The sequence below is a fragment of the Paenibacillus senegalensis JC66 genome (genome assembly GCF_000285515.1).
In the GTDB taxonomy this organism is placed as follows: domain Bacteria; phylum Bacillota; class Bacilli; order Paenibacillales; family NBRC-103111; genus Paenibacillus_L; species Paenibacillus_L senegalensis.
Genome location: NZ_HE610958.1, coordinates 255,858 through 275,694 on the forward strand (window position 1 = coordinate 255,858; position 19,837 = coordinate 275,694).

General features: G+C 48.5%; 19 protein-coding genes and 1 riboswitch. Of the genes, 4 read left to right on the forward strand and 15 right to left on the reverse strand.

Annotated features, from left to right (window positions below):
• Positions 1-43: 43 nt before the first annotated feature.
• The 11 genes from PSHG_RS09645 to PSHG_RS09700 form a co-directional block, all read right to left on the reverse strand.
• Positions 44-1,510, reverse strand: a complete 1,467-nt coding sequence (locus PSHG_RS09645; protein WP_010272312.1) for a sensor histidine kinase — start codon at positions 1,508-1,510, stop codon at positions 44-46.
• Between the two features lies 1 nt (position 1,511).
• Entirely contained in the window at positions 1,512-2,198 is a 687-nt protein-coding gene (locus tag PSHG_RS09650; RefSeq protein ID WP_010272314.1) for a response regulator transcription factor, read from the reverse strand.
• Positions 2,199-2,329: 131 nt separating this feature from the next.
• Complete coding sequence (locus PSHG_RS09655) at positions 2,330-3,877, reverse strand: S1C family serine protease (RefSeq protein ID WP_010272316.1); 1,548 nt, start codon at positions 3,875-3,877, stop codon at positions 2,330-2,332.
• A gap of 143 nt (positions 3,878-4,020) precedes the next feature.
• Positions 4,021-4,437, reverse strand: a complete 417-nt coding sequence (locus tag PSHG_RS09660; RefSeq protein ID WP_010272318.1) for a YugN family protein — start codon at positions 4,435-4,437, stop codon at positions 4,021-4,023.
• 144 nt (positions 4,438-4,581) lie between these two features.
• Positions 4,582-4,734 (reverse strand): hypothetical protein, encoded by a 153-nt coding sequence (locus PSHG_RS30480; RefSeq protein WP_157213440.1) that lies wholly within the window; start codon positions 4,732-4,734, stop codon positions 4,582-4,584.
• Between the two features lie 153 nt (positions 4,735-4,887).
• Positions 4,888-5,514 (reverse strand): 3D domain-containing protein, encoded by a 627-nt coding sequence (locus PSHG_RS27155; RefSeq protein ID WP_010272320.1) that lies wholly within the window; start codon positions 5,512-5,514, stop codon positions 4,888-4,890.
• A 63-nt stretch (positions 5,515-5,577) separates the two neighbouring features.
• A complete protein-coding gene (locus tag PSHG_RS27160; protein ID WP_010272323.1) occupies positions 5,578-6,435 on the reverse strand; it encodes a putative sporulation protein YtxC in 858 nt (285 codons plus the stop codon).
• A 237-nt stretch (positions 6,436-6,672) separates the two neighbouring features.
• The gene (gene mqnC, locus PSHG_RS09685; RefSeq protein ID WP_010272325.1) at positions 6,673-7,806 is read right to left on the reverse strand and encodes a cyclic dehypoxanthinyl futalosine synthase; all 1,134 of its coding nucleotides are present in this window, start codon (positions 7,804-7,806) and stop codon (positions 6,673-6,675) included.
• 86 nt (positions 7,807-7,892) lie between these two features.
• A complete protein-coding gene (locus PSHG_RS09690; RefSeq protein WP_010272326.1) occupies positions 7,893-9,053 on the reverse strand; it encodes an aminotransferase class I/II-fold pyridoxal phosphate-dependent enzyme in 1,161 nt (386 codons plus the stop codon).
• 442 nt (positions 9,054-9,495) lie between these two features.
• On the reverse strand, positions 9,496-10,425 hold the full coding sequence (gene metA, locus PSHG_RS09695) for a homoserine O-acetyltransferase MetA (protein WP_010272327.1): 930 nt from the start codon (positions 10,423-10,425) through the stop codon (positions 9,496-9,498).
• 126 nt (positions 10,426-10,551) lie between these two features.
• Positions 10,552-10,666: riboswitch (SAM riboswitch) on the reverse strand.
• Between the two features lie 86 nt (positions 10,667-10,752).
• Positions 10,753-11,739 (reverse strand): HRDC domain-containing protein, encoded by a 987-nt coding sequence (locus tag PSHG_RS09700; RefSeq protein ID WP_010272329.1) that lies wholly within the window; start codon positions 11,737-11,739, stop codon positions 10,753-10,755.
• 169 nt (positions 11,740-11,908) lie between these two features.
• Here PSHG_RS09700 and PSHG_RS09705 point away from each other — a divergent pair, with 169 nt between their 5' ends.
• Together PSHG_RS09705 and PSHG_RS09710 are read left to right on the forward strand one after the other, a co-directional pair.
• A complete protein-coding gene (locus PSHG_RS09705) occupies positions 11,909-12,256 on the forward strand; it encodes a DUF3055 domain-containing protein (protein ID WP_042121768.1) in 348 nt (115 codons plus the stop codon).
• Between the two features lie 126 nt (positions 12,257-12,382).
• Positions 12,383-12,625, forward strand: a complete 243-nt coding sequence (locus PSHG_RS09710; RefSeq protein ID WP_010272333.1) for a hypothetical protein — start codon at positions 12,383-12,385, stop codon at positions 12,623-12,625.
• Positions 12,626-12,779: 154 nt separating this feature from the next.
• On the opposite strand, the gene ilvD is transcribed toward PSHG_RS09710, so the two are convergent.
• The 4 genes from ilvD to PSHG_RS09735 form a co-directional block, all read right to left on the reverse strand.
• Positions 12,780-14,468 (reverse strand): dihydroxy-acid dehydratase, encoded by a 1,689-nt coding sequence (gene ilvD / locus PSHG_RS09715; protein WP_026021285.1) that lies wholly within the window; start codon positions 14,466-14,468, stop codon positions 12,780-12,782.
• Between the two features lie 259 nt (positions 14,469-14,727).
• On the reverse strand, positions 14,728-15,603 hold the full coding sequence (locus tag PSHG_RS09720; RefSeq protein ID WP_010272338.1) for a 5'-3' exonuclease: 876 nt from the start codon (positions 15,601-15,603) through the stop codon (positions 14,728-14,730).
• 72 nt (positions 15,604-15,675) lie between these two features.
• Positions 15,676-16,089, reverse strand: a complete 414-nt coding sequence (locus PSHG_RS09725) for an NUDIX hydrolase (RefSeq protein ID WP_010272341.1) — start codon at positions 16,087-16,089, stop codon at positions 15,676-15,678.
• 329 nt (positions 16,090-16,418) lie between these two features.
• Positions 16,419-16,973 (reverse strand): DoxX family membrane protein, encoded by a 555-nt coding sequence (locus PSHG_RS09735; protein ID WP_042121770.1) that lies wholly within the window; start codon positions 16,971-16,973, stop codon positions 16,419-16,421.
• Between the two features lie 757 nt (positions 16,974-17,730).
• Here PSHG_RS09735 and PSHG_RS09745 point away from each other — a divergent pair.
• Together PSHG_RS09745 and PSHG_RS09750 are read left to right on the forward strand one after the other, a co-directional pair.
• Positions 17,731-18,414, forward strand: a complete 684-nt coding sequence (locus PSHG_RS09745; RefSeq protein WP_010272353.1) for a response regulator transcription factor — start codon at positions 17,731-17,733, stop codon at positions 18,412-18,414.
• Positions 18,411-19,775, forward strand: a complete 1,365-nt coding sequence (locus PSHG_RS09750) for a sensor histidine kinase (protein WP_010272356.1) — start codon at positions 18,411-18,413, stop codon at positions 19,773-19,775. The genes PSHG_RS09745 and PSHG_RS09750 overlap by 4 nt, the downstream gene beginning before the upstream one ends.
• Positions 19,776-19,837: the final 62 nt, after the last annotated feature.

Consider the following 19,837-nt stretch of genomic DNA (forward strand, 5'->3'; position numbering starts at 1 on the left):
CCGCCTTTCTATGTCCAGTATACCACGAATCCCTATCGACACGTTAGCTGTTCACCGGCAGCCAGATGACAAACGTGCTTCCTTCACCCTTCGCTGTCGTTACTTCTATGGAACCGCCATGCTCGTCAATGATCCAGCGGGCAATGGATAAGCCTAATCCGGTACCCTGGGTCTGACCGCGAGATTCATCGGCACGATAGAAACGATCGAAAATGTAAGGTACTTCTTCCTTATCCATCCCGATCCCCGTATCCTGTATGCGCACGCCTGCCTGCTTGCCATCGTCGGACATTAGAGCATCAATCGCAACATAGCCTTCAGGCGTATATTTGAACGCATTCTCAATGAAAATAAAGATCAGCTGCTGCAAATAGTCCGCATTCCCCCAAACTTTCACATCCTCCAAGGCGCTCAAATCTCCTGTTCTCCATTGCGCTGTACGCGGAAGCAAATGAGCCTTGCGGATAACTTCTTCAATAATCGGCAAAAACTCAATCGTTTTCTTTTCCATAACAAATCCGGTGTCCGCTCTCGCCAGCGATAAAAGATGGTTAACAAGCCGGCTCATTCGCGCCGCTTCATCTGCTATATCACGCATCGCCTCCAGGGAAAGGCTTATATTATCATCATGCGACTCGGAAGAGCTTTCCACAAGCTGCCTCCATACCTTCTCCAGCAGCTCCACATTTCCGCGGATAGTTGTAAGCGGAGTTCTCAGTTCATGCGAAGCATCCGATACGAAGCGCCGCTGGGCCCGATACGCTTCATCCAGCTCCGTATAAGCTATCTGAAGGCGGCCAAGCATTCCGTTAATCGTATCAGTCAAACGGCCAATTTCATCCCGATGGGGACCGTCATACGTAATTCTTTTACTCAAATCCTCCCCAATCTGAATTTGATCGGCGGACTCAATGACTTGATCAATCGGGTTCAACGCTTTTCGCGACAAGAACCAGCCTAAGGTAGCTGCCAGAATGACAGTCACTACTCCCAAAGTCAGCAAAATATTTTTCAAATAAACAAATAGTCTTTGTGAGCCGCTGTTAAAGGAGCCCACTTGCAAAATGGCGAGCAGCTTGTTGTCGGAAGAAATAACCGGATGATTGTACACGATCACTTCCTCGTTATACACCTTGACATTCTCAAATATCCCTCTGCGTTCGAGTGCCGCATTCATGGCGTTCTCCGATACTTGAAAATGAACGCCCAGGCGCTCCATCAAAGGATTCGTCACACGGCGGCGGGATACGTAATCGTTCAATTGCAGCAGATGGGTATTATTGCGAAAATCAGCTTCATCTATATATAGTGTAAAAACGGAACCGCTTCTCAGCCCAATCTCAGCCTGAAAGATCCTTGACTGGATATCATTTGCCTGAGCAATGATGCGTTTGCGGAAATCATCGAAATACCAGTAATGCAAGGCTGTATACAAAGCTACGCCAAACACCAGCAAAGTTAATGCAAGGATGCCCGAATACCATAGAGTTAGGCGCAAGCGTATGGACATATCATTGATCCCCTCTCAGTACATACCCCGCTCCGCGCACAGTTTTGATCAACCGTGATCCACCGTTTTCCTCGGTTTTTTGCCGCAGCAAAGCAATATATACTTCCAATACGTTAGATTCCCCGCTGTAATCATAGCCCCAAATCTTCTCCATAATTAAGTCCCGGGACAATACGCGCTTAGGATTCTGCAGGAAAAGGTGAAGCAGATCGAACTCTTTCGTCGTTAATTCCACCCTTTGCCCGCCGCGCCAGACCTCCCGCGTATCCAAGTCCATCACCAGATCTGCATACCCGATCCGCTGACTGCTTTCATTCTGATCGGTTCTTCTCCGCAGCAGCACTCTTACTCTGGCCATTAGTTCTTCCAGCGCAAAAGGCTTGACCAAGTAGTCGTCCGCCCCCATATCGAGCCCTTTTACGCGGTCCGCTACTTCATCCTTGGCTGTCAGCATCAAAATCGGCACATCAAATCCGCCCTCGCGGATTCTCCGGCATACTTCCCAGCCATCCAATTTGGGCATCATAATATCCAAAATGACCAAATCCGGAACAAATTCAAGCATCTTCCGGAGTCCTTCGTAGCCATCGTTGGATACCGCTACCTGGTAACCTTCGAATACAAGGCTGCGGCGCAGCATAGACGTTATTTTCTCATCATCATCGATGACCATGATTTTATCTCTCAACCCCTGCTCCCCCCGTTCACCTTCATAATAATATAGTATAGCAAAGAAAAAGAAGCAGAGTGAACGGCCTGCTTCCCGCTAAACTGCTTCTTCTGTCTATAGTAGATTGCTCTGGCGCTGCTGTGCTTGACTTAGCGCTGCAAGTTCTGCTCCAGCTCGTTGGCGTCACCGATTGTCACTTCGACATCGATCTTCTTGCCTTCTCGCACTACTCCGAGAGTGACCGTATCACCCACCTTAGTTTGCAGTACTTTCTCGGATATTTCCGATCCATTGGCAACAGCCTCTCCGTTGAAGCTTACAATAACATCATACTGGCGCAAGCCTGCATGGAAAGCAGGGCTGCCTACAACGACATCACGGATAAGGGCGCCATCTGTATTTTCAAGACCGAGCGCTTCCACATAACTCGGATCAATCGCCGACATTTGAATGCCAATGAACGGAGTCGGCTCTTTAGGAATTTCCACGTTGTTAATCAGGTTATCAAGTACGTTATCCACTGTGCTGATCGGAATCGCAAACCCGATTCCCTGTGCCTGGGAGCTAACCGCCGTGTTGATGCCTATCACTTCACCGTTTAGGTTTAGCAGAGGACCGCCGGAGTTACCCGGGTTAATGGATGCGTCTGTTTGCAGCAGATGCTTGTATTCCCGCGTTCCCTGATTGTCCGAGATCGGGATTTCCCGTTCCTTGGCGCTGACTACTCCCACTGTAACCGTATGGTCGAAGCCGTACGGGTTGCCAATGGCGACCACCCAGTCCCCGACACTAATATTATCCGATTCCGCCATTCTTAGATAAGGCAGCTCTTCATCGCTCTTTATTTTCAGGACGGCCAGATCGAGATCATAGCTGTTTCCGAGCAGTTCTGCTTCAAAAGGCTCATCATAGCCTTGAACGGTGACGAGAATCTCATCAGAGCCGTGCACCACATGCTCGTTAGTGAGGATATAGCCGGATTTATCAAATATAAACCCTGTTCCCATCCCTGCTTGACGGCGTCCTTCCCGGGAAGATTCATCACCAAAGAAGTAGCGGAACAGCGGATCATCCATTAACGGACTGCCCCGGCGGGAGCTTGAAGTGGTCGTATAGGTTTCAATCTTGACTACGGCCGGTCCCGAAGACTGCACAATTTCAGCGATGTTGTTAGGCCGGTTGAGATCCCAGGCTGCGCTTTGCGCCCTGCGGTCAGAATCGCTCATTTCCGGAGCCGAGGCATGCATCGACTCATTGTTCGTTAAGGGTGCCTGATCCGGGGTAAACAAATTGGCCCTGTCGGAAGCGAACATCAAGCCGCCTACTACCACAGCTCCCGCGAGAAAAGAGAGAAAGCCGGTCTTCCAGCGGCTTTGCTTTCGCGGCTGCTCATTGACTGCCCAGGCAGCAGATCTCCTTCGCTCCTCACCGGCGGTCAAGCCGATCGGCTTAACCGGCCTCGGCTCGGTCATTTCGATTTCCGGCTCAGGGTCAGGAGCTGGCGGCAGCTGCCCCCTACTCTCCCCGAGGCGCTCCCGGTCCTGGGAACGGTAAGGCCCGTAGGAATAATAATGCGGAGATTCCCTATCAGTTTTCGTATCGAGATCAGACTCAGAGGAATGATGACCATCTTTATTCTGGCCATTTCTCGATTTACGGAAATAGTCATCATAGGAATTGTTGTATTTCTCGTCCATAAGTTATCTCTCCTCCTCTTAAGCGGTAAAGGTCGCAACTCATTATGAATGGAGCATTTTTTTGCTAGTGCTCTTTTAATTAACTATATCATGCATCTATAACCTTAAACCAACCTTAAGAAAACCTAAATGAGAGTTAAAACTTACAGCGACTTCAGCCTCTGCTCCAGACGGTCCAGCTGGACTTCGGCAGCGGAGATCCACTTGGGATCCAATTCGGCATCTTTATCAACCGGATTTTGAAACTGGTTGAACAGGGCGGTAGCTACGCCCACTCTGGCGTCATTGTCCAAGCCATCCTCATAAAGATGCCTTAACACAAAAGGGCCGCCCAACCGAATAACGGCATCCGACTCATCCGTATCTCCCTCAAACGTTCCGTGCGTCACCTCAAAGGGAACCCTCAGCCATACGGTGTTTTTTTCATCCAAAGCTTTATCCACGCAGCCGTGATCATATTCCCAGCCGCCTCCGAGCGAAAATCCTTCTTCCTTCATTATAGAGTATACATTCATGAACCCGGCTTCATAACCTTCCAGTTCAGAATTTAACTTATGCATCCCGTCTGCTCTCCTTCGCTGTAAAGAAATCTATCGCTAGCTTTATGATAGACTATTCGAGCTGTTTTTATGCGGCCAAAACAAACACCCGTCTGGAATCAGACGGGTGTCATACTCGGTAATCGGTCAATCGCTGCCTGCCTATTATTGTTGAGCGTCTTGGCTTGGATTGTTTTGAGCAGCTTGTTTTTTATTTTGTTGAGCTACTTCTTCAGCAAACTCAGCATTGTAGTTTTGATTTTGGTTTTGGTTCTGGTTTTGATTCAGCTTTTGGTTTTGGTTTTTGTTGTTTTTCACGGATATCACCTCCCCTGCTTAGCGTAGTATTAGCCAGAAGTTGAAACAATATGTATGAGATCCACAAAAAAAGCCGGCTTCCCGGACAGCGAATACCTAATAAGCGATTAGCTAGGTATCTGCCTCCTAAAAGCCAGCTTCTATTCTACACATTTAAGGTATCACCGGGATGTCCACCGGAATTGCTTTGTTTGCATTCAACTGGTCCAGCATCCCCTCGGTTACTTTCCCGTCACCTTTTTTGAGAACGTAAACCTCGACATTTTTTTTTCCCCACTCCGTGAACACATCTTCTTTTGTATCGAAATACAGGTCAATAACATGACCTTTAATCGCACTACCGGTATCCGCTACTATTCCATATCCGTATCCTGGGATATACATGATCGTCCCAATCGGAAACACTTCCGGATCAGCAGCAATGGTAGAAAACCCTTCTTCCACCCGCCTTACTTTAACTCCTGAATACGTTATTCCATAGGCAGGATCACCCGGATTTTTGCCGGTGGACTCATATCCTGCATAATACCCGGTAGCTGTCACCTCTACAGCCTCGGCCTGCCGAATGTCGGTTAACTGCAAGTCTGCCGAATCATAGGGCTCAGTGCTGCTCGCGGCAGCCGCTTCTGCCTGGTAAGCCGTGTTCTGTATTTTCATTGTTCGGTGCTGGCCATCTGACATGAAAACAGAGTTGGCATTGGCATAAGTCCACACTCCCCATGCCAGGGTAAGGCCTAGACCTGCATGGAGCCACTTTCTCCACTTTAAAACCGAATACATAATTTGGACACCCTCCCTATTAGAGGAGGATATCCAAACTTAGCCGATTTATTCGTTTTTTTGCTAAACCGTACACAGCTCTACACGGTTTTCGAAGATTTGCTGGATCGTTTTTACCAGCTGCAGCTCCGGTTCCTTCGTATGAATATAAATTTTTTGCGGTGATACAGAGAGGAGTGTGCTCACAATCCGGTCTTCATCGCTGCCATTATTCTCTTCATCAGCACCGTCCAGAGAGAATTCGGACTCAAGCGGCTTCATATGCTCGTTAAGCAGCTGAAATTCCTGCCCGCCTTTGTGCAAAATGTGCGCTGCCGGTATTACAGTATCCTGGACAAAAGCGTAATATTTCAGGAGGGAGATAAAATCCTGGTACTGCTGCTCCATAGCGATTTCCTCGATTGCACACTCAACGGCTTCCCGCAGCTCAGCGCGGTATTCCGGCATCCGAAAATCGACAAAGCCGCCAACAATAAGCATGGACTCCTCCTCCAGGTATGAAGAGATATAAGCCGCCACTTTAGCTTTTCGCTTTTGTCTTGGAGGAGGCAAATCGGGCTCCTGTAACGAACCGTCCAACAGTTCCTTTGCGTAGCGGTAAATGGCCTCCAATTCATCCCGGTCGGCGCGGTAGCTGTGACGGATTAATTTGCGCATAAGATTGGGTTCTTCGCAGTCCACCAAATATTCGGCCAACACACGGCTTACCGCTGTTCCCGCCTGCTTGCGGATTTCTCTTTTCAGAATGCTCTCGCCGTTTGTATGGCCATGTATATTCACCCGATAGTCTTCTTGCTGGTAATGAAGTTTAAAAATAATATCCGTTAATTTCAATTTATGTAGTTCAATCTGTAATGTTTGAATAAAGGCGGCAAAATGATTTTGCGGCATCACCGGCAGGTGAAGTTCCATTATTTTCATCCGAACACCACTCCTTTCACGCCCCGGGAAGTTTTTATTAAGTATATGGTTTGTGAAATGGAGATATACAAGTAAACTTTTCCCGCCATGTACGATTTTGCATTTGGCTGTTCAAATAAGACAACCTGTATAACATATAAATTTTGCATAATTAAAAAAAGCCGCCTTCATCCGAGGCCGCATTAACATTAGGGCTCCCGGTTGAAGACGACTTGCAATGGAATACCATTAATTTTATTAATTCTGCATTACAAAATCTTTATCAATCTTGTCTTCCTGTTCAAAAGTGCGAATAATTTCATAGCGGGTATTGCGTTGTGCCGGTATTTTGCCAGCCTCACGGATGAGCTGCAGGATCGAGGAAATGTTGACTTTATGTGTCGTTCCCGCAGCAGACACTACATTTTCCTCAATCATTGTGCTGCCGAAATCATTACAGCCGAATTCCAGCGTCTTCTTGCCGATCTCCGGCCCCATCGTTACCCAGGACGACTGGAAATTGGGAATATTATCGAGGAAAATGCGGCTGATCGCCAGCGTCTTCAAATATTCCTCAGGCGAAGCCTTTTCCTTCTTCATTCGGGTGTTTTCCGGCTGGAATGTCCACGGGATAAACGCTAAAAATCCAGGGGTGTTATACCCTTGCTGGACACATTTATCTTGTCCGTCGCGTACGCGCATTAAATGCAGGGCACGCTCCTCCATAGACTCGCCAAAACCGATTACCATTGTGGCGGTCGTATGCATGCCATGGCGATGCGCTGCCTCCATAACATCCATCCAATCCCGCCATGATCCTTTTAAGCGGCTGATCTTGCGGCGGGTACGATCATCGAGAATTTCAGCGCCGCCTCCCGGCAGGGAATCGAGGCCTGCTTCATGAAGCTGCTTGATTACCTCGTCGAGCGACAATCCGTCTGATACATCCTTCATCTTCATAATTTCCGCCGGGGAGAAGGAATGCATCTGGATATCAAACCGCTTCTTGATTTCTTTTAACAAATTAGTGTAATAGCTGAAAGGAAGATTAGGGTTTGTTCCGCCTTGCATTAATATTTCAGTTCCCCCAACATCTATCGTTTCCTGGATCTTCTTGAAAATCACTTCATCCGGCAAAACGTAGCCTTCCTCCGATCCGGGGGGACGATAAAACGCGCAAAATCGGCAGTATACATCACAAATATTCGTATAATTAATATTGCGGCCAACTACGAAAGTAGTAATGGGCTCCGGATGCCATTTAAGCATAATCTGATTCGCGGTGTGACCCATCTTCTCGATCTCGTCGGACTCAAATAACGTTATGCATTCTTCTAGATCAATACGCTGTCCATCCAAAGCTTTCTGCAGGATTCGGTCAATGGAACTCACGTCATCCACACCCTTCGTCTAGTAAGTACTGTATTCATCCATGGTACCATAAACAGCGCAGATTGGCTTGCCTTTGAGCAAAATGTCTACACTTTGTCCACTTCTGCCCGAGCTGCGGCAAAGGCTTGTTCCAGGTCGGAGAGCAAGTCATCGACATGCTCAATACCTACGGAAAAGCGCAGCAGCCGATCATCCACGCCGACGCGGTTGCGGATTTCTTCAGGAATATCCGCATGAGTCTGTACCGCCGGATAAGTCATTAGCGATTCCACTCCGCCCAAGCTTTCCGCGAAAGCAATGAGCCGGATATGTCTAAGAATAGGCTCCACATAACGGGAGTCCTTTACCTTGAAGGAAAAAATACCGGTGTTCCCAGACGATTGCTTGCACTGGACAGCGTAGTCCGGATGGCTCGGCAGCCCTGGATAAAACACCTCGGCAACTGCAGGGTGCCCGCTTAAATATTCGGCAATAGCGGTCGCATTGGCTTGATGACGCTCCATACGCAAGGCTAAGGTTTTCATCCCGCGCATTAACAGCCAGCTGTCATTGGCGCCTAGCACCGCACCTATCGAATTATGGAGAAAGCCCATTTCCTTGCTCAGTTCTTCACCTTTAGTGACTACCAGGCCAGCCAGCACATCGTTGTGACCGCCCAAATATTTGGTTGCGCTGTGGACGACAATATCCGCTCCCCACTCGAGCGGTCTCTGGAAGAAAGGCGTTAACAGCGTATTATCAACGATCACGAGCAGACCATGAGCCTTTGCCCATTGAGAAACCTGCTCCAGATCAGTGATCATCATTAAGGGGTTGGTCGGCGTTTCAATCAGCACCGCCCTTGTCCTCTCTGTGCGATGGCGCTCCAGTTCATCCAGCTGATTGGTGTCCACATAAGTAGCTGTAACCCCAAAGCGGCTCATAATTTGCTCAATCAAACGGTAGGTGCCGCCATACAAGTCCAGGGAAACGAGCAGATGGTCTCCTTGCCTGAACATGGCGAAGATTGTCTGCAGCGCCGCCATTCCCGTGCTGAAGGCAAAGCCGGCATCTCCGGACTCCAAATCAGCAATCGCTTCCTCCAATACGGCGCGTGTCGGATTTTTAGATCGGGAATAATCAAACCCGGTGCTCTGCCCCAGCTTCGGGTGGCGAAAAGCTGTAGCGTTATAAATTGGATAACTGACCGCTCCGGTTACCGGCTCCGCTACCGAACCGATTTGCGCAAGGCGACTCTCTATTTTCATACCTTCACAATCCTTTCCGCAATTTTCCGAATAGTTATTCCGGCTCAAAACTTAAAACTAGTGGTTGACAACAAAGGAGGAAATCACTACGGGGAATGAGGGGACCTCCAACGCTGTTAGCATATACTCCCGAAGTACGCTTTCTTCCAGAAAGCGTTGACCCCAGATTTCTTAATCATAGCCGCCTCAGCCGTTGAAATCCGGTGGCAAAGGCGTACGCTTCTACGCTCCCGAAGCTGCTTTCCTTCGGAAAGCTTGGACTCCCTCTTCCCCTCCGCTTCTGCTATCTTATACTGTCAACCTCTAATTATTAGAGTGAGCCGTTATTCCATAATTTTACATGATTAGGCATTTTGCATCCTTTGCTTACATCCGCCAGCGTCTAGCAAGCTATCCGCAAAATCACTATCGTGCATAATGCCCCTGGAAGTTAGTTGATCAGTTATTTGATTACCGGCTTTGCCTGGCCCCATTCATACGGAGTTTCCTGGTAAACGTAATAGTTCAGCCAGTTGGAGAATAGCAGGTTAGCATGAGCCCGCCATTGCGTAAACGGCGGTTTTGAAGGATCATTGTCGGGAAAATAATTTTTGGGCAGGGCAATGTTCAGTCCCTTCACCGCATCGCGATCATATTCCCACTTCAAGGTAAGGGGATCATACTCCGAATGGCCGGTAACAAAGATTTGCTTCCCATCCTTGGTCGCCGCAATGTATACTCCGGCCTCCTCGGAGGTAGACCAGACCTCAAGGGCGTCTACCTTTTCAATATCCTCCTGGCGGACTTCGGTATGCCGCGACTGGGGAACATAAAACCATTCATCAAATCCTCTGAGCAGCTTAATATTCGGCTTGTTCACCGTATGGGGGAAAACGCCGAACAGCTTTTCCCCTAACATATATTTGGGTATGCCGTAATGGTGGTACAGCCCGGCCTGGGAAGCCCAGCATATATGGAGAGTGGACGTTACGTGATCACGCGTCCAGTCCATGATCGTTTGCAGCTCCTGCCAGTAAGTCACTTCTTCAAAGGCAAACTGTTCTACCGGGGCGCCGGTAATGATCATTCCGTCAAACTGCTCTTCTTTAATGTCATCAAAAGTCTTATAGAACATTTCCAAATGCTCCGAAGAAGTGTTTTTGGAGACATGGGTCTTCGGATGCAAAAGGACAAACTCCACTTGTAAAGGTGTGTTAGCCAGCAGGCGTAAAATTTGTGTTTCAGTTGTTTCTTTGATCGGCATCAGGTTCAATATGGCTATTTTTAACGGACGAATATCCTGGTGAAACGCCTGAGTCTCGCCCATTACGAAAATATTTTCCTGGCTTAATATTTCTTTCGCGGGCAAATGATCGGGAATTTTAATCGGCATAGTTATCACTCCTTCGCTTTAATCCGGTGAACGGGCAAGAAAGGTCACGGGAAGGACTGCTTTTCAAGGAAATAATAAAGCCGCCTTTCGATCGAGAAAGGCGGCTTGGTTCGCAAAAGCTGACCTCTCTCATCTACCAGAAGCTTGCGCTTCTGCAAGAATTAGCACCGTGCAATCCTGCCAAGGATTGTCGGTTGCCGGGCTTCATCGGGCTAGTCCCTCCACCTGCTCTTGATAAGAGTTTCTGTATTCAATTAGCAATTCAATATATCTATACTGTACTGAATCAAATTGCCTTCGTCAAGAGCAAAAATAATGTCAGCTGCATCAGCCCTGCTCCCGGCGATACTTCAGCCGACAGAGCCTTAGCCATTCATAGGTACTGGCGAGCTCCTTGTCGTTCATTTTGGCATCGGGATATAATTCCGCCATAACGGGCTTCAGATAGCGATCCCCAAGCTTCTCAAACGCCTGGACCGCGCGCTTCCACTCCGAAGCATGCCTTTCTTTCATTTCCTGATCTATGACGTCGGCTACATCGCTTCCCTCCTTGTCCAGTTCCTCCAGTAAAGCAACAAGCTCCCTGCGTTCCAGCTGCAAGTGCTCCTCCATTTCCGCCAATCGGCATCCCTGCTGGATGAGCTGCTTCATCTGCAGCAGCTTCTGTCTCTTCTCTTCTTCCGCAAGATGCCTCCTCTCCGTTTCTTCCCAGAGCCAGCGCTGAAACTGGGCCATGTTCAGTTTGTCACGCACCCACTGCAGGGGAAAGGCTTCCGGCTGTGCGAACTGCCGAAGGCATTCCAGTACGGAATCTCCGTATAAGCGAATCCGCTGCTTGCCGAAGCCCGGTATTTGCTGAAGCTCTTCTTCATTATGGGGAACGAAGGCACTTAGCATCTTGAGCACACGATTGGGGGCAACAATAAAGGCGGAACGCCCATCTTTGGCCGACTGCTCCCTTCTCCACTGCTTAAGTCTCTCATAGAGCTCTTCATTCCCATTCGTTTCACTGTAATACAACAATCTTTGCGCGTAGCTTCCGGCATGAAACACTCTCTTGCCGATATCTATTCCTTCAATCAGCGGAACATAACCTTCCTCCAGCTTTTGCTGGACACCTCCGCGGAATGCATCCAGCGTATCCTTCCATGTCGCTCCCTCGTACCACATTTCCTGCAGGCTATGGCCATCGGTAGTGTCCTGATTCCAGAGCACATGCCATACTCCTTGCCGCTCGGCAATGGATACTTGGCCGGATACCGCACGGTCCTCAGCTTCTGGCTTTTGCAGGGTATTGCAAAAAATAATATTCATACTGCATTCCTCCTAATCTTCTGCATAGGACAACAAAAAAGCACCTCTCCTACAAAAGTAGAATGAGGTGCTTCCTCGGGTACCCTATGTTTATTTATTAACAGTATACAATACTAAGAAAGCTGGGGACAATAGGATTTTTTGTCCTCCCCCTGGCAGCCGGATGCATATGGTACAATGTAATCAGGTTGAATGCAAGGCAGAAGGAGGAATACCATTGTTTGATCAAGAAATAGATTATTTATATGATACAACTGAGGATACGACAACACGGTTCGTATGCTTTGTCGGAGAAAGTATGAAACGCTTCGATCTCGCCATCACCTCTTCCAACCGCTTTTACGGCAAAAAGCTGGTAGTCGATATTCAAACGGGCATAACCGGGATTCTCGGTCCGGATGACGTGAATGAAGAAGGCTATCTAGAGCATCTTTACCGCCTAAAGGAAGATGAGGCGAACGATCTGCGCTCTTTTTTGGCTTCGGTTATCGGCACTGTCAACTTTACCGATATTTAATTGTCCCGCATCACGTTAGGCCTGCGGCTCCAGGATGCTTCACCCCTCTCCCAGTGTTCTCCAGTTATAACGGCAGGCCTGCGGGAGACGCTAAGGGGTGAACCCTGATCCTGGAGGTGTCTTAGAATGGATGGCTTTATCAAGGAAACCCGAACCCGAAACACCGATCTCTCTTCGGTAGAATCTCAGCGCAATGACCTGACTCGTGAAGAATTTCCGGAAGGCCCCTATGGCAGCAGCCTCCCGCTGGAAAGCCTCGGGAAAAGCACTCCATGGAGAGAAGATCAGCGCCCTCCCCATAGCTACGGCTATGAAAACCGGCAGCTCCACAAGGGGATGTACCGCAACGACCCGGTTGCGGAAGAGTAGCTTTATCCAAGAACACTCCCTCCAATTAAATGGCCATTCGGGCTTAATGCCTGATGGCCATTTAATGGTTTATCAGTAAAAAACAGCCTTGAGATTGGTTGATCGATCTCAAGGCTGTCCATTTTTATAGGAAGATTAAATTATACAAGGAAAATTAAATTTTCATAATGCCGCCGGAGCTGGCGTTCGTAACAAGCTTGGAATAACGGGCAAGGTAACCGGTTTTGACCTTCGGTTCAAAGCCTTTCCAGTTCGCTTTGCGGCGCTCCATTTCTTCATCGCTGATTTTCAGCTCAATTTTACGGTTTACGAGATCAAGCTCGATAATATCTCCATCCTCGACAAAAGCAATCGGACCACCCTCAGCCGCTTCCGGAGAAATATGCCCGATACTGATGCCGCGGGAAGCTCCGGAGAAACGGCCGTCCGTAATTAAGCCGACTTTCGCACCGAGCCCCATTCCGACAATTTGTGAAGTCGGTGCCAGCATTTCCGGCATACCGGGGCCGCCTTTCGGACCTTCATAGCGGATAACGACAACGTGGCCTTCCTTGACCTTGCCATTGGCAATGCCATACAGCGCTTCGTCCTGAGAGTCGAAGCAAATGGCAGGCCCTTCGTGACGTCCGCCTACTTCTTTGTCTACGGCACCAACTTTGATGATGCTGCCGTTAGGTGCCAGATTGCCGAACAGAACAGCCAGTCCGCCTTCCTGGCTGTGCGGATTGTCGATCGGACGAATGACGTCCTTATCGATAATTTCGCAGCCCTCTACATTTTCCTTGAGTGTCTTGCCGCTTACGGTTATGCATTCACCATTGAGCGCCCCTGGTTTTTTCAGCAGCTCATTAATAATCGCACTGACCCCGCCCGCGTTATGGACGTCCTCGATATGGTAGTCGGAAGCAGGAGCGATCTTGGCGAGATGCGGAACTCTCTTCGCAATCTCATTAATTCTTTCGATCGGATAGTCAATACCCGCCTCATGGGCGATGGCCAATGTATGCAGTACGGTATTGGTCGAACCGCCCATAGCCATATCCAGGGCAAAGGCATTATCGATCGCCTCAATGGTGACGATATCGCTAGGCTTAATGTCGCGTTTGATCAGCTCCATTAATTGCTTGGCAGATTGTCTGACGAAATCCTTGCGCTCTTCTGCAACCGCAAGAATAGTTCCGTTACCCGGCAGGGCAAGGCCGAGACCCTCTGCAAGGCAGTTCATGGAATTCGCCGTGAACATTCCGGAGCAGGATCCGCAGGTCGGGCAGCCGTATTGCTCCAGCTCTTGAAGGCTTTGCTCATCGATTTTGCCGGATTGAAATGCTCCTACGCCTTCAAATACAGAAGACAAGGAAATAGAGCGTCCGTTCTTGTCTTTTCCGGCTTTCATCGGACCGCCGCTGACAAAAATGGTAGGGATGTCAACGCGAACGGCTCCCATCATCATTCCCGGCGTAATTTTGTCGCAGTTAGGAATACAAACCATTCCGTCGAACCAGTGCGCGGAAACTACCGTTTCCAGCGAATCGGCAATGATTTCACGGCTTGGCAGTGAATAGCGCATACCGATGTGCCCCATCGCGATCCCGTCATCCACACCGATCGTATTAAATTCAAAAGGCACGCCCCCCGCTTCGCGGATTGCCTCCTTAACAATTTTGCCAAACTCCTGCAGATGAACATGCCCGGGCACGATATCGATATAAGAGTTGCAAACCGCTATAAACGGCTTGTCGAAATCCTCTTCCTTTACCCCGGCTGCACGCAGCAAGCTGCGGTGAGGAGCGCGGTCAAAGCCTTTTTTAATCATATCACTGCGCATTTTTCCCTTTTGTGCCATAACTAAAGTATCCCCCTGACTGAGTATAATCTATCAGCATCACATGAAAGAATCTGCGATTCCGCAAGAGACGATGCATATAAACAAGGAAAGAATCTTCCTGAAGAAAACAAGACAGGCGGAGCCAACTCCGCCATACAGCTCAGGCTAATCTAGTTAATTGTAACACGTTTTGCAAGGATTGAGAACCACGCGGCCCCTTTCCTTTTCAGACCACGACCACATAAACTTTATAGATACTTGGATAAAAAAAGCAGCTTTACCCGATCAGCTTCATCAGTCCTTTAAACTCCAGCTCTTCAAATTTCGAGCGGACGGTATGGGGATCCATCTGCCAGCAGCATTCATCCAGCCCGCACGCGATCGGCACATCACGGCGGATGCGGGCCAAATCCCTCGACAAATGCAGCATATCGAGCCCATTTTCGATCTTAATGCGCAGCCCCTTCGGCAAGCTTTCCAAATTTTGCAGAATGCCTTCTATCGAGCCGTATTCCAGCAGCAGCTTTACCGCCGTCTTTTCTCCAATCCCTTTCACTCCCGGATAATTGTCGCTGGAATCGCCCATAAGCCCTTTTAAATCAATAATTTGTTCAGGCGTTAATTGCTTCTCTTGCATTAGCAAATCCAGATCATAGACCGCATAATTCGATGCGCCCTTTTTCATAATGATGACATGGATTTGCTGGTTGACCAGCTGAAGCAGATCATGATCACCTGTAAGAATAAGCACTTGACTGTTCTCGGCATAAGCATCGGCAAGCGTACCGATACAATCATCCGCCTCAAAGCCGCTGCAGCCAATATTCGGTACTCCGAAGCAGTCCACTACCTCTTTTACAAGGTCGAATTGAGGAATCAATTCTTCCGGAGGGGCCTCTCGATTAGCTTTATAATCTTGAAATTGCTCTGTCCGGAACGTGCTGCTCCCCATGTCCCAGCAGCAGACGACATGTGTCGGCTGAAATGTATGTACAGCATCCCAGAAATAACGGACAAATCCGTAAACGGCATTGGTCGGCATACCCGAGCTCGTTTTCTTAATATAGCCGCTGAATGAAGTAGCGTAAAAAGCGCGAAACAAAAGCGCCATTCCGTCTACAAGCAAAACCTTAGCCTTTGTGCTTTCTTCCATCTTCCCTACTCCTCCTCACGTGATACTCTGCCGCAGTTATACAGCAGCACATCCATCCCATGGCTCTGTCTGTCAACTTATAATTAAGCAGAAGGGCTGACGGCTCGTATCCAGAATATGAATCAGCTCCTCCTTATACCCTTGTTCTTCAAACAATTCCAATACCTTCTCCAGCGGAAGAAAGGCAACCTCGACACTTTCCTCCGTAGTAGTCGGGGTTCCTCCTATGGGCTTGCCCAGCCACCAAGTGCAGCAAAGGCTCTGGTCCACCTGCTGGCTGATGCCGCAAAACCGGGTAATCTCCATGTCAATCCCGGTCTCCTCCCTGACTTCACGTATAACCGCTTCCGGCAGGGATTCATCCTGTTCCAAGTGACCTCCCGGCAATTCCCAGCCGCGATCAGCATTCCTTATTACCAAGAGCTCGTTGCGTTCATTCAGTACGGCCGCACTTGCAGTAATTCTGTGCTTCCTCAACAATTCCATTAATACACCTCATGACTATTGGTCTTGTTATTATTCTATCATAGCGAATCCGTCCGGCCAGCGATAGAGTAAGAGAGTTTTTTCCAATATTGACAATTTGCTGCATTCAATCTATTTCCGCAATGGTCTGCCGGCAACGTGCCTACTGAATTAGCTCTGCAGCTATTCTTAAACAGCAAAAGAAAAAGCCCTTTCCTGCGACCAAATCGGTCGTCCCAGGAAAAGGCTCATCGTCAGGGCATTGACTTTTAGGGTGGAAAGATTTGCGGGAGCTGGAGCCGGGCTTTCGGCTTATTCGATCATGATGCAGATTGCAGCTCAGATAGCTATTAGGCATGTGCCGTGTTGCCTTCCTCGTCAGCCGCTCCTTTGCCTGCTGTTCCGCCAGCGCCTGTTCTGTTAGCTTTCCACTGATTAATTAAGTTTTTCAGGTAGGGCATCAGGTAGAAGTCTACACCAAATTTTCCGGCGTTGGCTCCAGCGATGAAGATAAGTCCTCCGATCAGTACCATCCAAGGGTTAGTCGAAATTGTACCGGCGAACAGGAACATGAAATTCATGACTAATCCGAAGAATGCTGCTGTTGCTGTCAAAGCACCAACTACCAAGCCGAGACCGACCAGCAATTCACCCCATGGAACCAGAACGTTAAACAGTTTAACATTGGGCAGTGCTACGGCTTCAATAAAAGCTGTGTACGTAGGGTAAATGACTTCTCCTGCTTTGTTTACGGGGTTGGCAACTGCGTTGTTCAAATAACCGCTGGCGTCGAAGCCGCCTGTAATTTTGCCCCAGCCCGAAGTCATCCAATTCCAGCCAAGGTAAATTCTCAAGAAGGCGAAAATCACTGCCGCTATCTTGCTTTCTCTTAACCAATTAATCATTTGAACCATCTCCTTTAACATAGTAGGGGACTTCCTCACTTCGCTGCCGCTTTTTACTTTTTTTGTTTAGTGATTATTTTCACATAAGAGGATGCAGCTGTTTGCTTTGTTTTTTTCTTTTAAGGGAGGTGTTCCCCTTCCTTGATTCCATCATACTACGAAAACAACGCTTGTGAATGTGATAATTTTCACAAATATGTGAACACAACGTTCTTCTCACGTTTTTGTCACATTTTCGGTTGTTACTTTTCTTTGTTGCTCTCGCTTGGTCAGCTTCACCCCCAACAAGGAAAACTGCGAGCCGGTAAAGACGTCTTTTGCTGAAACTATTGCTTAAGGTCAATCGTATGTTCCTATAAAGCAAACTACAAAGCTTCACATTTCATTTCTAAGGAGTCGATCTGCATGAGTTTTGTTTTTGGTTTCGGTATTATTGGTATTCTGCTCGCTTTGCTGCTCCTAGCGCTGGTTGCTATCGGCGTCATTTATTTCCTCAATAAATAGCTGGCGATTAAGGCTTCCCGATGCGGGACTTAAGCAGCCGTTTTTTCTTTTACCGGACCCTATGCTATTCTTAAAGCATCTTTTCTCTAAATGCCCGTGAGGTATTGTCACTCTGCCCTCAGGGCGAATCATTAATGGCGATGCCCGCTTACGGACAGACTATATGGTCGATAGGAGCGGTGAAAAGTATTTGCAGAGCGCTGCACTGGATTATGCAGCATGACAGAAAGCTGCTAGGAGGCTGAGAACGGGAATGGTTCGAATACTGCTTGTGGAAGATGAAAAGGTTATGGCTAAGAACATAGCTTTTTTTCTCGAAAAAGAAGGGTACTCTATTGACATCGCCCACGACGGCCAGTCAGGCTTGACGATGTTTCAAAATGGCCGCTATGATCTGCTGCTGCTGGATTGGACGTTGCCCAAAATGGACGGCTTGCAGTTATGCCGGACCATCCGTCAGCAGTCTGCTGTTCCTATTATGATGATAACCGCCAAGGAAGAACTGATGGACAAAGTGATCGGCCTTGAGGTTGGAGCCGACGACTATGTCACGAAGCCATTTCATCAGCGCGAACTGCTGGCCCGCATTCATGCTCTGCTGCGACGCAACCAGCAGCAGGGGCAAATGAATGAATCATCCCTCGAATATGATGGTTTGCGTCTTGATACCGGCAAAATGGTGTTGGTCTATGGGGAGCGTTCCATTCCGTTAACCGCTAATGAATACAAATTGCTGGAAGTGATGATGCGCCACCCGCAAAATGTGTTTACCCGCGAGATGCTCTTCGAGAAGGTATGGGGGACAACAGCCGGCTTTAGCGACCGCACAGTAGACGTCAACGTCAGCCGGATCCGCAAAAAAATAAGCGAGCTAACAGACCGCAACTATTTGTATGCGGTTCGGGGACTAGGCTATCGTTTCGGTGAGAGCGGATGAAGCTTCGCTTTCGCCTATGGCTTACGTTCTCCCTGCTGGTTGTCATCATATGTACCGTCATTTACATTGGTATCATTAATGTCTACGAGGCGCGCACTATGGAGAGCCAAAAGCAGCTGGTTATCTCGCAAGGATACGGAGCCGTTGACAAAATCCGCGGCACACTTCCCCGTGCTGCTGACCGTACAGATGGCTATCTTTCTTTTTACAGTGACCAGCTTAACTCCCGGCTGCTTATTCTCAATCATGAAAAACAGCTCTGGTTTGACAGCGCCAAGCAATTGCAGCCCGGCGCTCCCTTGTCTCTGGCGATCCTGAATGAGGGCGAAGTGCCCGCGGGACTCTTTATCCCTACTTCTTCCTATGGCTATGTGCAGTACACCTTATTACCATTGGATGAAGCGGTTGATCTCGGTTACTTGCTAATCATTAACAACGTTGATTATTTATACGAGGATATTTTTTCTTTCCGGCTGCAAGTGATCTTTATTATGATGGCATCGGTTTTTGCTTTCTTCTTTCTCTGTTACGGAATCGCATCGTGGTTTACCGGGCCCATCAACACGATCATTCAACAAATGAAGCGAATTACGCCGCAGCGCAGAGCCTTCAAGGTCGCCTACAGCCGGAAGGATGAAATTCGCGAGCTGGCGACCGAAATCGAGCATATGGTTCGGCAGCTGAACCGTTATGACCAGCGCCAGCAGCAATTTTTGAGCAGCACTTCCCACGAGCTGAAAACGCCGTTGGCTACGATGCAGTTAATCGTGGAGAATTTGCCGCATGTGCGAGAAGACAGCTCGACGCACCATGACTTCCTTTCCGACTTGTCGGTGCAAATCAATAAAATGAGACGGATCGTCGACAATTTGATGGATGTCAACCGGATGGCGGAGAAGCCGCTCGAAAAACAGCGTTTGTCAGGCAAAGACCTGGAAAAGCATATCCGCGAGCACTTTCAGTGGATTGCCGAAGAGAAGCTGATTGAGCTGAATTTCCTAGGCTTGGATACGACCATTGAAGCCGACCGGGATTTGTTTCTGCGCGCTGCCGACAATCTCGTATCCAACGCTTTGCGTTACTCGGATACTAAAGGAAGAGTAACGATTTCCCTGCTTCCTGCCTCCGGGAACGGCAGTGCTGAATTTGCTGTTTGCGATGACGGGATCGGCATCCCTGAGGAAGAGCTGCCTCATATTTTCGAGCCGTTCTACCGCTCTAATGAAGCCAGCTCCTGGAATCAGGAAGGCAGCGGCCTCGGTCTGACGATTGTCAAGCAAATTGCCGACATGCATGAATGCCGCCTTCTGGTCGAGTCACAGAGCGGCAAAGGCACTTGTGTGAAATTGATTTTTCCGTAAGTGAAGAGCCTAAGCCGATGATTAATGACCAGAAAAGAAGGTTAAACCAAAATCAAGCGGAT

Bases quoted from the DNA above. Each gene is read 5' to 3' on its own strand.
- PSHG_RS09710 (WP_010272333.1), top strand. From the start codon at position 12,383: ATGGATGGCTTTATCAAGGAAACCCGAACCCGAAACACCGATCTCTCT.
- PSHG_RS09700 (WP_010272329.1), bottom strand. From the start codon at position 11,739: ATGAATATTATTTTTTGCAATACCCTGCAAAAGCCAGAAGCTGAGGAC.
- PSHG_RS27155 (WP_010272320.1), bottom strand. From the start codon at position 5,514: ATGTATTCGGTTTTAAAGTGGAGAAAGTGGCTCCATGCAGGTCTAGGC.
- PSHG_RS09655 (WP_010272316.1), bottom strand. From the start codon at position 3,877: ATGGACGAGAAATACAACAATTCCTATGATGACTATTTCCGTAAATCG.
- ilvD (WP_026021285.1), bottom strand. From the start codon at position 14,468: ATGGCACAAAAGGGAAAAATGCGCAGTGATATGATTAAAAAAGGCTTT.
- PSHG_RS09735 (WP_042121770.1), bottom strand. From the start codon at position 16,973: ATGATTAATTGGTTAAGAGAAAGCAAGATAGCGGCAGTGATTTTCGCC.
- PSHG_RS09705 (WP_042121768.1), top strand. From the start codon at position 11,909: ATGGTACAATGTAATCAGGTTGAATGCAAGGCAGAAGGAGGAATACCA.
- PSHG_RS09725 (WP_010272341.1), bottom strand. From the start codon at position 16,089: ATGGAATTGTTGAGGAAGCACAGAATTACTGCAAGTGCGGCCGTACTG.
- PSHG_RS09690 (WP_010272326.1), bottom strand. From the start codon at position 9,053: ATGAAAATAGAGAGTCGCCTTGCGCAAATCGGTTCGGTAGCGGAGCCG.
- PSHG_RS09745 (WP_010272353.1), top strand. From the start codon at position 17,731: ATGGTTCGAATACTGCTTGTGGAAGATGAAAAGGTTATGGCTAAGAAC.
- PSHG_RS09645 (WP_010272312.1), bottom strand. From the start codon at position 1,510: ATGTCCATACGCTTGCGCCTAACTCTATGGTATTCGGGCATCCTTGCA.
- PSHG_RS09750 (WP_010272356.1), top strand. From the start codon at position 18,411: ATGAAGCTTCGCTTTCGCCTATGGCTTACGTTCTCCCTGCTGGTTGTC.
- metA (WP_010272327.1), bottom strand. From the start codon at position 10,425: ATGCCGATTAAAATTCCCGATCATTTGCCCGCGAAAGAAATATTAAGC.
- PSHG_RS09720 (WP_010272338.1), bottom strand. From the start codon at position 15,603: ATGGAAGAAAGCACAAAGGCTAAGGTTTTGCTTGTAGACGGAATGGCG.
- PSHG_RS09660 (WP_010272318.1), bottom strand. From the start codon at position 4,437: ATGCATAAGTTAAATTCTGAACTGGAAGGTTATGAAGCCGGGTTCATG.
- PSHG_RS27160 (WP_010272323.1), bottom strand. From the start codon at position 6,435: ATGAAAATAATGGAACTTCACCTGCCGGTGATGCCGCAAAATCATTTT.